Here is a 13503-nt window from a genome sequence, read left to right on the forward strand (position 1 = left end):
ATCCTCACGCTGAGAAGTACGTCGTCTTGTCGTGGGTGTAGAACGCCATCATCGAGGCGCCGGCCTGCTCCTTGTGCGTCTGCGTGCTCGACCTCCCCATCCCGCCGAACGGCGCGTTCATCGCCATCCCGGTGGTCGGCTGGTTGACCTTGACCAATCCGGTCCGCGCATCGCGGGCGAACGCCATCGCGGTCGCCATGCTCGTCGTGACGATGCCCGAGGAGAGCCCGTACGGCGTGCCGTTGACGACCTCGACCGCCTCGTCGTACCCGCCCACGGTGAGGAAGGAGAGGATCGGGCCGAAGATCTCCTCCTGGGCCAGGCGGCTGTCGGGCCGCACGCCGGAGAAGATCGCGGGACGGGCGAAGAAGCCGCCGTCCGGGTCGGCGCCGTACCGCGGGGTCTCGAGCATGGCGTCGCTCCCCCGCCCCCAGGCCAGGTAGGAGTGGTACTTCGCGAGCTGCGCCTCGGTCGCCAGCGGCCCCATGGTCACGCCGTCGTCGAGACCGTTGCCGAGCACGGCGTCGCGGGCGGCCTCCATCACCCGGTCGAGCAGGCCGCCGAGCACGCTCTCGTAGACGACGACCCGGGAGGTCCCGGTGCACGCCTGGCCGCTGAGCCCGAACGCGCCGCGGACGACGATGGCGGCGGCCTTGTCGAGGTCGGCGTCGTCGCAGACGACGACCGCGTTCTTGCCGCCCATCTCCAGCTGGCAGCGCACCCACGGCGGCACGTTCGCGTGGATCGCCTCGCCGACCGCCGTCGAGCCGGTGAACGTGACCGCGTCGATCCGGGTGTCGGACACCAGGGCCTTGCCCACCTCGCCGTGACCGTGCACCAGGGCCAGCGCGCCGCCGGGGACACCGGCCTCGACGAGGGCCTCGACCAGCCGCTGCCCGAGGAGCGGGGTGACCTCGCTGGGCTTGAACACGACGCCGTTGCCGGCGGCGAGCGCGGGGCCGAGCTTGCGGGAGGGGATGTTGAGCGGGAAGTTCCACGGCGTGATCGCCGCGACCACGCCGACCGGCTCCCGCAGGGTCAGCACCATGCTCCCGTCCCCGGTCGGGAACGTCTCGCCGGTCAGCCGCTGGGCCTCGCCGGCGTAGAACCGGAGGTTCTGTGGCGCCCGGCGCACCTCCATCCGGGCCTCGGCCCGGGTCTTGCCCTCCTCGCGGACCAGCTCGGCCACCAGGGTGTCGGCCCGCTGCTCGAGCTGGTCGGCGGCCCGGCACAGCACGTCCGCGCGCACCTCGGGCGCGAGCTCGGCCCACTCGCGGTAGTGGGTCGCGACGTGCCCGACGGCCTGGTCGACGTCGGTCGCGTCGGAGTCGGGCGCGACCGAGACGACGTCGGCGGGGTCGGCGGGGTTGCGGCGCTCGAAGGTGCGCCCGCCCGAGGCGCCCACCCAGTGCCCGCCGACGAAGTTGCCCCGCAGCTCCGGTTCACTCATCGAAGGCCTCCATCAGGTCGGCGTCGGGGTCGGCGAGCGTCCCCGGCGGTACGGCGATCCCGAGCGCGATCAGCTCGCGAGCGACGGCGACGTCCTCGCCCTGGTTCAGGGCGAAGGCGGCGCGCACCCGGCCCTCGCGGAGGAAGAAGGCCGACCAGCTCTCGGACTCGGGGTCCCCGCGGGTGACGACCTGGTCCGCGCCCTCGGCGTGGCCGACGAACTGCAGGTTCGCGCCGTACTGGTCGGACCAGAACCAGTGCGGGTCGTCGAAGACGGTGCTCCGGCCGAGCAGGTTGTCGGCCGCCACCGCGGCCTGCCGGCTGGCGTTGTCGAAGTGCTCGACGCGCATCCGGGTCCCGAACAGCGGGTGGTGGTGGTTGGCGACGTCGCCAGCGGCGAAGACGTTCGGCAGGCTCGTGCGGCAGTGCTCGTCCACCAGGATCCCGTTGCCGGTCTCGATGCCCGAGTCCCGGGCGACCTCGTCGTTGGGCACCATGCCGATCCCGACCAGCACGCAGTCACCGGCGACGGTGCCGGTCGAGGTCTCCACGACCACCTCGTCGCCCTCCTGCCGCACCCGCCCGACCGCAGCGTCGAGCCGGAGGTCGACGCCCGCGGCGACCTGCAGCCGGCCGCAGCGGGCGCCGAGCTCCGCGCCGAGTGCGCGTCCCATCGGCACCGGGGCCGCCTCGAGCACGGTCACGTGCAGCCCGCGGGCCAGCGCGGTCGAGGCGACCTCGGCGCCGACGAACCCGCCGCCGACGACGACCAGGCGGCCGCCCGGCGTCATCAGGTCGTCGAGGGCGTCGGCGTCCGCGCGGGTGCGCAGGTAGCGCACCCGGTCGCCGTCGGCGTCGGCGAGCCGCCGCGGGCGGCCGCCCGTGGCGATCAGCACCCGGTCCGCGGGCAGCGTCGTACCGTCGTCGAGGAGCACGCCGGCGTCGGCGGCGCTGATCTTCAGGGCTCGGGCGCCGGTGCGCACCTCGACGTCGTTCTCCTCGGTCCAGGTCTCGGGGAGCAGGTCGAGCCCGGAGGCGTCACCGGTCGCGAGGTACTCCTTCGAGAGCGGCGGGCGCTGGTAGGGCCGCAGCGGCTCCTCGCCCACCAGGACGATCCGCCCGGCGTGACCCTTGCGGCGCAGGGCGCGCGTGGCGACCGCGCCGGCCTGGCCGCCGCCGATGATGACCACCGTGGGGTCGCTCATCGGGTCACCACCGAGGTCTCGAGGGCGACCGAGATCGTCCCGTCCTCCGCCACCCGCACCGGGTACGTCGGCTGGCAGCCGTCCTGGCCGTCGGGCTCCCCCGACGCAGGGTCGAACTTCCACTGGTGGCCCGGGCAGACGACCTTGCCGAACAGGACGGCGCCCTTGCTCAGCTGCCGCTGCTCGTGGATGCAGGTGTCGTGCAGCGCGTAGACGTGGCCGCGGATGTAGAACAGCGCGATCGTCGTGCCGTCGACCTCGACGGCCGTCTTCTTGCGTGCTTCCAGGTCCTTGACGCTCGCCACCGGGTGCCAGCTGGTCACCGACAGCTCCCTTCGATCATCGGGCCTCGTGCTGGGCCCCGTGTTGTGGGCCTCGTGGTCCGGGCAGCCGGTGCCGGGTGGTCGCCGCCGCGCTGCGACGTCCACCCGGCACCCGGTTCGGGTCAGTCGGTCAGGCCGACCCGAGCAGCTCGTCGACCATCACGACCTCGGACTCCTCGGCCCGGCGCGGGTCCAGGTCGGGGGCGACGTAGGTGTCGTAGAGCGCCCGCGTGTAGCTGAACCGCATCTCGGCACCCCAGCGCACGTACTGCAGGCAGCGCTGCTGGAGCTCCGGGGTGTCCGCGCACTCGAGGACGATCTGGTACCCGCGCTCGCCGTGGACCTCGTCGGAGGTGATGTGCAGGTCGAAGAACTCGATCTCGTCCTCGGTGAACCGGTAGGTCTCGCGCAGCGGCACGATCTGCTTCTTGTAGATCTGCGGCACCTGGGACTCCAGCCCGACCACCAGCGCTGCAGTGGCCACGGCGAAGTGCTCGCGCATCGAGGTCGCGTAGCACCACGCCTGCAGGCCCCGGGTCACGGCGTTGGCGTTGTTGGGGTTCTCGATCGCCGCCCGGGTGGTGCCGCAGGCCTCACCGAATCGGATCAGCAGGTCGGTGTGTCGGATGTCGGCGAGCTCCTCCTCGTACATGTTCTGGAGCAGGAAGTCCTTGGCGTCGGTGAAGTGGTCCGGGGTGTTGCCGTAGATGTAGCCCAGGTAGTCGGCGAACGGCCCGACGTAGTGGTAGTGGTTCTCCGCCCAGCGGGCGAAGTGGTGACGCTGGAGCTTGCCGTCGGCCCAGGCCTGGCTGAAGGAGGCGTTCGAGGCCTCCCGGCCCTTGATGGCGTCCTGGAGTGCCACCCGGAACTCGTCGTGCGAGAGAAGTTCGGTCATCTCGGCGTGCCTTTCTCAGTCCTGTCTCGGTCCCGGCGCCGGCGCTCGGGCCGGGGTGCCGGGGGACGGCTGGTGTGCGGGGAGTGCCACCGTAGGAAGACCGACCCCGACCAGGCCATGTACGTCGTGCACATGTTCCAGCCCGAATTTCGGGCTGCTTGGCCAGGGCGGCGGCGCCCGGCCGCTGGCACAGTCCGCGGGGTGACCCCGCCCTCTCCCGTCCTGCGGCCCAGCCGGATCCCGACCGCCGAGACCCTCACGCCGCGGACGCTGCGCGATCTCCTGGTGGTGGTGCTGGCCGTCACCAGCGGGGCGACCGACGCGATCGGCTTCCTCGCCCTGGGCAGCGCCTTCACCAGCGTGATGACCGGCAACCTGGTGCTCACCGGCATCGCGGTCGCCGACACCGACCTGACCGCGCTGGCCCTGACCCTGACGGCCATCGGCAGCTTCGTGCTCGGCGCCGCCCTCGGCGCCCGGACGGCCGGTACGGCGGCGTCCGGCGACCCGGTCTGGCCCCGCGCCGTGACCGTCGCGCTCACCGCCGAGCTGGCGCTGCTCACCGGCTTCGCCGCGGGGTGGTGGGCGCTGGGCAGCGAGCCGCCCGAGGTCGCCTTCCTGCCCCTGCTCGGGCTCAACGCCGCCGCCCTCGGGCTCCAGAGCAGCGCGATCCAGCGGTTCGGGGTGTCCGGCCTGTCGACGACGTACCTGACCGGCACCCTCACCGCCGTGGTGATCCGGCTGGTCTCCGGACGCCCGCTGCGCGAGGTGGCGCACTCGCTCTGGATCCTGCTCGGCCTGGTCGCCGGCGCCGCCACCGCGACCCTGCTCGTGGCCACGGCACCGGTCGCCGTTCCGGCGCTCCAGCTGGGGACCCTCGCCCTGGTGCTCGCCGTCGCCCGGCGGTCCGCCCGCCTGCGCCTGGTTGTCGACGCAGGCTGACCGGAAACCGGTCTACTCCAGTCGCGGGCTTTGACCGGAAACAGGTGCGCGCGAACGCCCGGTGCCCCTAACCTCTCGGACTGTTGAACCGTCGGTGACCCGAGACGCCGGCGGTTCACTCTATTTCGGGGCCCGATCTCCGCGCCGGCTCACGGCGCCGGCCCGGGCCGGGCGCGCACCGGTGGACCAGACCAGTGACGTCCGCGACCATAACGCGGGATTGACCAGGGCGTTCTCCGGGTATGGGGAGCGCGACTCCGGAGGAGACCCAGGCGTCCTCCTTCGACCTGCTGAACCGTTGGCTTGCTCATCACGAGCGGGAGCCCGGTCTGGCGGTGCTCGAAGACCTCGCCCGGGCCGCTCTTCTGGACCGCACCGATTCGTCCCGGCAGCCGGATCCTGCCGCGACCCCGCCGCCTCCGGAGGGCGGCGGGGCCTCGGACGCGCGGGGCTCGACGGGCGCGGCCACGCCGGCCGCGCTCGTCACTCCCGGGACCGAGGGGCACCTGGTCGAGCTTCCCCTCGACAGCCCGGGTGACCCTGCTCCCGGTGACCCTGCTGCCGGTGAGCCTGCGGCCGGCGAGGTCCCGAGCATCGACCTCAGCGTCGAGCCGACCGCCCGCCGGGTGGCCGGGTTCTTGCTGTTCGCGGCCGCGGTGCTCACCGCGATCGAGGCGGCGGTGGCGTACGCCGACCCGGGCGCGGTCACCCTCGGCTTCGCCGCGGTGCTGCTGCTCGCCACCGGGGTCGCCTGGCGGGCCTGGGCGCGCCACCCGAGCGCCACGGTGCTCGTGACCGGCAGCCGGCTGGAGGTCCTCCGCGACGGCGGGCGGCACGTCTTCGACCTCGCCGACCTCCGCTCCCCGGTCGACGTCATCGGCCTCCCGGGCGACCGGGGCTGGCGGGTGCTGTTCTACCGGCGCGGGATGGCGCCGTACGTCCTCGACGCCGGCATGGTCGACGCCGCGGAGTTCATGCGGGTGCTCCACGCCCGGCGCTCCGAGGTGCACTACCTGCCGCGCTGACCGGGCTGCCGGCCGGGTTGTCGGCCGGGCGGCCGGCCGCGATCCAGTAGCGGCGCTTGCCACGGCGGCTGTCCTCGTAGACCCCGCCGGCCCGCTCGATGACGGCCCGGGAGCCGGCGTTGTCCTCATCCACGGTGAGCAGCACCCGGTCCAGGCCGAGCGCCGCGGCCCGGTCGAGCGCCAGCACCAGGGCCCTCGAGGCGTGCCCCTGGCGACGGCGGGAGGGGCGTACGGAGTAGCCGATGTGGCCGCCCTCCTCGAGCAGCCAGGGGGTGAGGGTGTGCCGGAGTGCCAGGTAGCCGACGAACTCCGGCCCACCGGCCCCCGGCTCGGTGATCCAGAGATAGGTGCAGTGCACCCTGCCCTCGGGCAGCTCGGTGGCCGGGTCGCGCTGGGCGAGCAGGTGGGCGACGACCTCGCCGCAGCCGGCGACCGTGACGTCGACGTGGTCGAGGTCCCAGAGCCCCGACCCGTGCGGCTGCTCCTCGCCGGCGTCGGCGTACTCGGCCATCGCCGCCGCCCAGGAGGGCTGGAACCGCACGTCGGGGACGGAGAGGTCGGTCACGAACCCATTCCACCAAATGCAACCCGTTCTAGGATCCGGGCGTGCCCGGATACGTGCAGGACAACATCACCGCCGAGGAGCTCGAGCGCCAGAAGGCGCTCTACGGTCCTTTCACCCAGGCCGTGCGCGAGCTGGTGGACGCCACCATCCGCACCGAGGTCGACGACGACGAGATCCGGGCGGTCCGGGCCGAGGTCGAGGCGCTGACGGCGCGGCTGCGGGCCCGGCAGCTCGACGGGCCCTACGGCGTGCGCTTCGGGGCGACCGGCCGGGGGCGGCCGTGGGGGAACTCGGTGGTCGGGCTGCGCAACGCGATCGCCCCGCCGCTGGTGATCGACCACGACGACACCGGCCGGGCCTGGTCGGACTTCCACCTGGGGGCGGCGTACGAGGGGCCGCCCGGGCTGGTGCACGGCGGGGTGTCCGCGCTGATCCTGGACCAGATGCTCGGCGAGGCGGCCGGCGCCGGCGGCAAGCCGGGGATGACCGGCACGCTCACCCTGCGCTACCGGCGCGGGACACCGCTGGGCGACCTGCGCGCCGAGGCGTGGATCGAGCGCAGCGAGGGGATCAAGACCTGGGCCCGGGGCCACCTGCGCGACGCTGAGGGCGTCACCGTCGAGGCGGAGGGGCTGTTCATCCTGCCGCGCTGGGCCCGCGAGGCGATCGCCGCCCACCGGGCCGCCGGTGGGGACGGGCCCGCCACGCCGACCCCGAGCTACTTCGAGTAGGGGTCGGCCGGACTGCTTCCGAGTTTCATCGGCCGGCCGACAGAGTTCGTGCCTGGACGACAAAGCTTCATCGTCCAGGCACGAGTTTCATCGGCCGGCCGATGAAACTCGCAGCCCGCCGACGGCCCGGTCAGCCGGCGCGGTCGCCGGTCCTCACGCCCCGTTCGCCGGCATCGGTGAGCCGCGCCTCCTCGAGGGCCTGCGCCTCGAGCTCGGCCCGGCGCGTGGTCTCGAGCAGCTCCCGGGTGGCGTCGTACGCCCCGGGGTCGGAGACCAGGTCGGCGGCGCCGTGCTCGAGCCGGCCGAGCGCGCTGCGCGCGAAGATCTGCTGCTCGGTGGTCGTCCGCTCGGCCCGGCCGCGGCCGACGAACGAGACCGCCCAGTGCAGCAGCGCCGTGACCCGGCTCTTGAAGCCGGTGATGTACACCAGGTGCAGGCCCAGCCACATCAGCCAGGCGAGCACCCCGGTGACCCGGACCCGGCCGATCATCGCGACCGCGCGGAACCGGCTGATGATCGCCATCGAACCCTTGTCGAAGTACTTGAACGGCCCCTGCGAGGGCTTGGACCGCAGCCGCCGCTCGATCTCCTCGGCGGCGTACCTCGCTCCCTGGATCGCGACCTGCGCGACGCCGGGGAGGTTGTCCAGGGCGATCATGTCGCCGACCACGAACACCTCGGGGTGCCCGGGCAGGGTCAGGTCGGGGTTGACGGCGATCCGGCCGGCCCGGTCGAGGGGCGCGCCGGTCTGCTCGGAGAGGGTGCGGCCCAGCGGGCTGGCCTGGACCCCCGCGGCCCAGATCTTGGTGACGGTGTCGACCCGCTCGACCCGGCCGTCCTTGAACTTCATCTCGATGCCGCGCTCGTCGACGTCGGTCACCATCGCGCCGAGCACCACCTCGACGCCGAGCTTCTCCAGCTCGGTCTTGGTCTTCGCCCCGAGCTTCGCCCCGAACGGCGGCAGCACCTGCGGGGCGGCGTCGACGAGGATCACCCGGGCGGTGCGGGTGTTGATGTGGTGGAAGTCCTTGCGCAGGGTGCGGTGCGCGAGCTCGGCGATCTGCCCGGCCATCTCCACGCCCGTCGGGCCGGCGCCGACCACCACGAACGTGAGCAGGTGGTCGATGTGGTCGCCGCGCGCGGCCCCGAGCTCGGCCAGCTCGAAGGCGCCGAAGATCCGGCCGCGCAGCTCGAGCGCGTCGTCGATGCTCTTCATCCCGGGCGCGTACTCGGCGAACTGGTCGTTGCCGAAGTAGGACTGGCCGGCGCCCGCGGCCACGATCAGGGAGTCGTACGGCGTCACCGTCGGACGGCCCAGGACCTGGGAGGTGACGGTCCGCGCGGCGAGGTCGATCCCGCTGACCTCGCCCAGCAGCACGGTGACGTTCCGCTGACTGCTGAGGACCTCGCGGGTGGGCGGCGCGATCTCGCCCTGGCTGAGGATCCCGGTCGCGACCTGGTAGAGCAGCGGCTGGAACAGGTGGTGCGTGGTCTTCGCGACCATCGTCACGTCCACGTCGACCCGGCGCAGTGCCTTGGTCCCGAACAGCCCTCCGAACCCGGATCCGATGACGACCACCCGGTGCCGGTGCTGCGCCGCCGCGGCTTCGACCGGCCGGGCCTCGGTGCCTGCCATGGCTGCCCTCTCGTCGGGGACTCGGGTGCTATGGACTCAACGCTCCCCCGTACCCGCATTCTTCCGGCACAGCCGCGTCCGGTGCGATCGGCGAGAGTATCGTCGGTCACAATGATCTTCGGCGCACGATGGCGTTGCGTGTGGCCGTCTGGACCGCCGATTACCTCGTGGGCCGACGAGGTTTCGCTTGGAAATCGGACGGGTACACGAGCGGGCAATGGCATCGTCGCCAGCCGCCATCCGCCACCCGTTGTGGAGACCAACCGTGCCACTGAACAGGCCAGCCCTGTCCCTGGGCTCGGGTCCCCGCGGCGTCCAGGACGCACGCCGCTGGGTGGTCGGCACCTGTCACGACATCGGGCGCAGCGAGCTCGAGGAGTGCGCCGAGCTCGGCGTCTCCGAGCTGGTCACCAACTCCCTGCTGCACGCCCAGCCTCCGCTGTCGGTGCGGGTGCGCGGCACCTGGGAGCACCCGCGGGTCGAGGTCCGCGACGGGTCGACCGACGTACCCCTCATGCCGAGCCCCGACCCGCAGGACGATGACGACCTGTTGCTCACCTTCGGCCGCGGCCTGAGCATCGTCGCCCGGTGCTCGACGGCCTGGGGGGTCGAGGTCGAGGAGGACGGCAAGGTCGTGTGGTTCGTCCCGAGCACGCATCCGGGTGACCTGGTCGAGGGCGTGGTGACCGGCGTCGTGGCACCGGCCCACCCGGAGCCCGTGCCCGACGAGCTGCGGATCGAGCTCCGCGGCGTGCCGCTGCGCACGTTCGTGGAGTTCCAGCGGCACTACCGCGAGCTGCGCCGCGAGGTGCGCCTGCTCGCACTGGCCCACGAGCACGAGTACCCGCTCGCCAAGGACCTCTCCGACCTGTTCGGCTCGCTCGAGCGGGACCTGCGCGAGGGGATCGGTGCCGACCAGATCGACCGGGCGCTCGAGTCCGGGGACGCCGCCACCGACCTGCACGTGGCCATGCCCCGCGAGACCGCCGCGACCATCGGCCGCTTCATCGAGCTGCTCGACCTGGCCGACGCGTTCTGCCGGGAGGAGCGGTTGCTCTCGCTGGCCCGCACCCCCGAGCAGCAGCGCTTCCAGCGCTGGTTCCTCACCGAGTTCGTGCGTCAGGCGGCCGGCGAGCCGCCGCTCCCCTGTCCGCAAGCGATGGCCTCCGACGAGGCGAGCTCGGGAGCGACCGCACCGACCCACCGTCGCTGAGGAGTACGCCGGAGCCTGGGCCGCAGCCGTGCCGCAGGTGGCTCAGGCGTACCCGAGGTCGTGCAGCCGGTCGTCGTCGATCCCGAAGTGGTGGGCGATCTCGTGCACCACCGTGATCCGCACCTCGTCGACCAGCTGCTCCTCGGTGTCGCACATGTCGAGCAGCGGACCCCGGAAGATCAGGATCCGGTCCGGCAGCTCCATCATCGGGTTGCCCCACCGCTCGGTCAGCGCGATCCCGTCGTAGAGCCCGAGCAGGTCCGGATCGTCCGGCGGCGCCTCGGCCTCGACCAGCACGACCACGTTGCGGACCAGCGCGGCGATCTCGTCGGGGATCTCGTCGAGGGCGCGGTCGACCAGCGCGTCGAACTCCTCGGGCGCCATCTCGATCGGCATGGGGTCATTGTCCCCCGCCACTCGCTGTAACGCCGTGTTACCCCTGCTACCCACCCTGCTGCATCAGGGTCGGAGGAAAGGGTAACCGGGCGTTACAGCAGACGCGCGCGGGCCCGGAATGACGAGCGCCCCGGATCTCGCGATCCGGGGCGTCTGTGTGGCGACCCCGACGGGACTCGAACCCGCGGCCTCCGCCGTGACAGGGCGGCGCGCTAACCAACTGCGCTACGGGGCCAGGTTGTTGCTTGGGTGGTGCTGATCATGCTGTCTGCGCCTCGTTGCCGAAGCGCAGGGAACTCTAACCTACACACCGCACCTGCTCCCAATCGAGGCGGAGCGGGGGCGAGGATCGCACCCCCAACGGGATTCGAACCCGTGCTACCGCCGTGAAAGGGCGGGGTCCTGGGCCGCTAGACGATGGGGGCCGGACACGCTCTGCGAAAGCATAGGGCGCCTGCGGACGCCGCACGAATCCGACCGACCCGGCGAGAGCGGACCCGACCGGGATCGGCGCGGGCCCGCGGTTTTCGCCGGCCGACGGCGCTCCTGTAGGGTGTCCGTCGCTTGGGCAGGTAGCTCAGTCGGTACGAGCGTCCGCCTGAAAAGTGGAAGGTCGGCGGTTCGACCCCGCCCCTGCCCACAAGCACCGCCGGTCGCTGACCAGCGGACGAGAGGCCCCCGCCGGATCCCGGCGGGGGCCACTGCTCGTCCCCGGTCGGGTCGTGTGCCTCAGGACGCGCTATGGCGCGTCCTGAGGCACACGACCCGGCAGTGGGCACTCCTCGTCGGCTCAGCGGAAGGCGGCCTCGCCGGTGAGAGCGCGGCCGATCACCAGCTGGTGCACCTCGCTGGTGCCCTCGTAGGTGAGCACGGACTCCAGGTTGTTGGCGTGCCGCAGGACCGGGTACTCCAGCGTGATGCCGGCGGCGCCGAGCAGGGTGCGGCTCTCGCGGGCGATGGCGAGCGCCTCGCGGACGTTGTTGAGCTTGCCGAGGCTGACCTGCTCGGGGCGCAGCCGCCCCTCGTCCTTGAGCCGGCCCAGCTGCAGGGCGAGCAGCATCGCCTTGCCGAGCTCGAGGGTCATGTCGGCAAGCTTGGCCTGGGAGAGCTGGTACGCCGCGAGCGGCTTGTCGAAGATCTCCCGCTCACGGGTGTAGGCGATCGCGGTCTCCAAGCAGTCCCTGGCCGCGCCAACGGCCCCGAAGGCGATCCCGAAGCGGGCCTCGTTCAGGCAGGACAGCGGGCCGGACAGGCCGCTCACCTCGGGCAGCACCGCGTCGGCGGGCAGCCGGACGCCGTCCAGGACGAGCTCGCTGGTCACCGAGGCGCGCAGCGACATCTTCTTCTTGATCTCCGGGGCGGAGAAGCCGGGAGTGTCGGTGGGGACGACGAACCCGCGGATGCCACCCTCGGTCTGCGCCCAGACGACGGCGACGTCGGCGACCGAGCCGTTGGTGATCCACATCTTGGTGCCGTCGAGGACCCAGTCGCCCGAGGGCTCCTGGCGGGCGCGGGTCCGCATGCCGGCGGGGTTCGAGCCGAAGTCCGGCTCGGTCAGGCCGAAGCAGCCGATCGCCTCACCCGCGGCCATTCGCGGCAGCCACTCCTGCTTCTGCGCCTCGCTGCCGTGCTTCCAGATCGCGAACATCGCCAGTGAGCCCTGCACGGACACCAGCGAGCGGACGCCGGAGTCGCCTGCCTCGAGCTCGAGGCAGGCCAGGCCGTACGCCGTCGCGGTGGTGCCGGCACAGCCGTAGCCCTCCAGGTGCATGCCGAGGACGCCGAGCGCGCCGAGCTCCTTGGCCAGCTCGCGGGCCGGGACGGTGCCCGCCTCGTACCAGTCGGCGACCTCGGGTCGGACCCGGTCGTCGACGAACCGGCGGACGGTGTCGCGGATGGCCAGGGTCTCGGCATCGACGAGGGAGTCGGTGTCGAAGAGGCCGAGCGGGGTCTGGGTCATGACGGTCCCTTTCAGAGGAAGGCGCTGACGCCGGTCTCGGCGCGCCCGATGAGCAGCTTCTGGATCTGGCTGGTGCCTTCGTACAGCGTCATCACCCGAGCGTCGCGCATGTACTTCTGGACCGGGTACTCGTCGACGTACCCGTAGCCGCCGAACGCCTGGATCGCCAGGTTCGCGGCGCGCACGGCGGCCTCGCTGGCGAAGTACTTCGCCTTGGAGGCCTCGGTGCCGAAGGGCTGGTCGCGCTCGATCAGGTCGGCGGCCCGCCAGACCAGCAGCCGGGCCGCGTCGGCCTCGACGGAGATCTCCGCGATCATGTCCTGGATCAGCTGGAAGGAGGCCAGCTGACGGCCGAACTGCCGGCGCTGCACCGAGTAGTCGACGACCGCCTCGAGGCAGCCCTGGATGATGCCGACGCACCCGGCACCCACCGAGACGCGGCCCTTGTCCAGCGAGTGCATGGCGATCTTGAAGCCCTCGCCCTCCGCGCCGAGCATCGCGTCGGCGGGCACCCGCACGTTGTCGAAGGAGAGCTCGGCGGTGGCCTGGCCGCGCAGCCCGAGCTTGCCGTGGATCTCCTGGCGCCCGAACCCGGGGAGGTCGGTCGGCACGAGGAACGCCGACACCCCGCGGGGGCCGGGCTCGCCGGTGCGGGCGAAGACCAGGCAGACGTCGGCCCAGGTGCCGTTGGTGATGAAGATCTTCGCGCCGTTGAGCACCCAGTCGTCGCCGTCGCGGACCGCCCGGGTCCGCAGGTTCGCGGCGTCCGAGCCGTTGTCGGGCTCGGTCAGGCCGAAGCACGCGAGGGTCCGGCCGGTCGCGATGCCGGGGAGCCAGCGGTGCTTCTGCTCCTCGGTCCCGTGGGAGAGGATCACCTTCCCGACCAGGCCCATCGAGACCGACACGATGCCGCGCACCGAGGAGTCGGCGCGGCCGAGCTCCTCCATGCCGATGCAGTAGGTGATGTAGTCGCCGCCCAGCCCGCCGTACTCCTCGGGGATGGTGAGCCCGAAGAACCCGAGGTCGCCGAGCTTGGGGATGATCGCGGTGTCGACCGACTCACGGCGGTCCCACTCGCCGCGGTACGGGACGACCTCCGCGTCGAGGAACTCGCGGGCCAGCTTCTTGAAGCTGAGCTGGTCCTCGTTGAGTGACAGGTCCAT

13 protein-coding genes and 3 tRNA genes are annotated in these 13503 nt (G+C 72.3%); 5 read left to right on the forward strand and 11 right to left on the reverse strand.

From position 1 onward, the window contains the following. Positions 1-4: 4 nt before the first annotated feature. The 4 genes from NOCA_RS23130 to NOCA_RS23145 form a co-directional block, all read right to left on the reverse strand. Positions 5-1450 carry an aldehyde dehydrogenase family protein gene (locus NOCA_RS23130; RefSeq protein WP_011757707.1) on the reverse strand — a complete coding sequence of 482 codons (1446 nt, stop codon included), beginning with the start codon at positions 1448-1450 and terminating at the stop codon, positions 5-7. Beyond that, entirely contained in the window at positions 1443-2654 is a 1212-nt protein-coding gene (locus NOCA_RS23135) for an NAD(P)/FAD-dependent oxidoreductase (RefSeq protein WP_011757708.1), read from the reverse strand. The genes NOCA_RS23130 and NOCA_RS23135 overlap by 8 nt, the downstream gene beginning before the upstream one ends. Next, positions 2651-2977 (reverse strand): Rieske (2Fe-2S) protein, encoded by a 327-nt coding sequence (locus NOCA_RS23140; RefSeq protein ID WP_011757709.1) that lies wholly within the window; start codon positions 2975-2977, stop codon positions 2651-2653. Before NOCA_RS23140 ends, NOCA_RS23135 begins: the two co-directional genes overlap by 4 nt. A gap of 130 nt (positions 2978-3107) precedes the next feature. Beyond that, entirely contained in the window at positions 3108-3872 is a 765-nt protein-coding gene (locus NOCA_RS23145) for a TenA family transcriptional regulator (RefSeq protein WP_011757710.1), read from the reverse strand. 201 nt (positions 3873-4073) lie between these two features. Between NOCA_RS23145 and NOCA_RS23150 the strand changes: the two genes are divergently transcribed. Then, positions 4074-4814, forward strand: a complete 741-nt coding sequence (locus NOCA_RS23150; RefSeq protein WP_049774462.1) for a YoaK family protein — start codon at positions 4074-4076, stop codon at positions 4812-4814. 242 nt (positions 4815-5056) lie between these two features. Continuing rightward, on the forward strand, positions 5057-5839 hold the full coding sequence (locus NOCA_RS23155) for a hypothetical protein (RefSeq protein ID WP_011757712.1): 783 nt from the start codon (positions 5057-5059) through the stop codon (positions 5837-5839). On the opposite strand, the gene NOCA_RS23160 is transcribed toward NOCA_RS23155, so the two are convergent. Next, a complete protein-coding gene (locus NOCA_RS23160; protein WP_011757713.1) occupies positions 5787-6404 on the reverse strand; it encodes a GNAT family N-acetyltransferase in 618 nt (205 codons plus the stop codon). The two genes, NOCA_RS23155 and NOCA_RS23160, sit on opposite strands and share 53 nt — an antisense overlap. A gap of 41 nt (positions 6405-6445) precedes the next feature. Between NOCA_RS23160 and NOCA_RS23165 the strand changes: the two genes are divergently transcribed. Further along, positions 6446-7135, forward strand: coding sequence for a PaaI family thioesterase (locus tag NOCA_RS23165; RefSeq protein ID WP_011757714.1), 690 nt, complete (start codon positions 6446-6448; stop codon positions 7133-7135). Between the two features lie 130 nt (positions 7136-7265). Here NOCA_RS23165 and NOCA_RS23170 read toward each other — a convergent pair whose 3' ends face one another. Beyond that, positions 7266-8771, reverse strand: coding sequence for an NAD(P)/FAD-dependent oxidoreductase (locus NOCA_RS23170; protein WP_011757715.1), 1506 nt, complete (start codon positions 8769-8771; stop codon positions 7266-7268). A gap of 265 nt (positions 8772-9036) precedes the next feature. On the opposite strand from NOCA_RS23170, the gene NOCA_RS23175 reads away from it, so the two are divergent. Further along, on the forward strand, positions 9037-9984 hold the full coding sequence (locus NOCA_RS23175) for an ATP-binding protein (protein ID WP_011757716.1): 948 nt from the start codon (positions 9037-9039) through the stop codon (positions 9982-9984). 42 nt (positions 9985-10026) lie between these two features. On the opposite strand, the gene NOCA_RS23180 is transcribed toward NOCA_RS23175, so the two are convergent. The 3 genes from NOCA_RS23180 to NOCA_RS23190 all read right to left on the reverse strand — a co-directional run bounded on the left by NOCA_RS23180 (position 10027) and on the right by NOCA_RS23190 (position 10805). Beyond that, a complete protein-coding gene (locus NOCA_RS23180; RefSeq protein ID WP_011757717.1) occupies positions 10027-10380 on the reverse strand; it encodes a metallopeptidase family protein in 354 nt (117 codons plus the stop codon). A gap of 158 nt (positions 10381-10538) precedes the next feature. Beyond that, positions 10539-10615 (reverse strand) — tRNA-Asp (locus NOCA_RS23185). A 117-nt stretch (positions 10616-10732) separates the two neighbouring features. Further along, positions 10733-10805, reverse strand: a tRNA-Glu gene (locus NOCA_RS23190). Positions 10806-10946: 141 nt separating this feature from the next. Between NOCA_RS23190 and NOCA_RS23195 the strand changes: the two genes are divergently transcribed. Further along, positions 10947-11020 (forward strand) — tRNA-Phe (locus NOCA_RS23195). A gap of 150 nt (positions 11021-11170) precedes the next feature. On the opposite strand, the gene NOCA_RS23200 is transcribed toward NOCA_RS23195, so the two are convergent. Together NOCA_RS23200 and NOCA_RS23205 are read right to left on the reverse strand one after the other, a co-directional pair. After that, a complete protein-coding gene (locus NOCA_RS23200) occupies positions 11171-12340 on the reverse strand; it encodes an acyl-CoA dehydrogenase family protein (protein WP_011757718.1) in 1170 nt (389 codons plus the stop codon). A gap of 11 nt (positions 12341-12351) precedes the next feature. Then, entirely contained in the window at positions 12352-13503 is a 1152-nt protein-coding gene (locus NOCA_RS23205; protein WP_011757719.1) for an acyl-CoA dehydrogenase family protein, read from the reverse strand.

It is taken from the genome of Nocardioides sp. JS614 (assembly GCF_000015265.1).
Lineage (GTDB): Bacteria > Actinomycetota > Actinomycetes > Propionibacteriales > Nocardioidaceae > Nocardioides.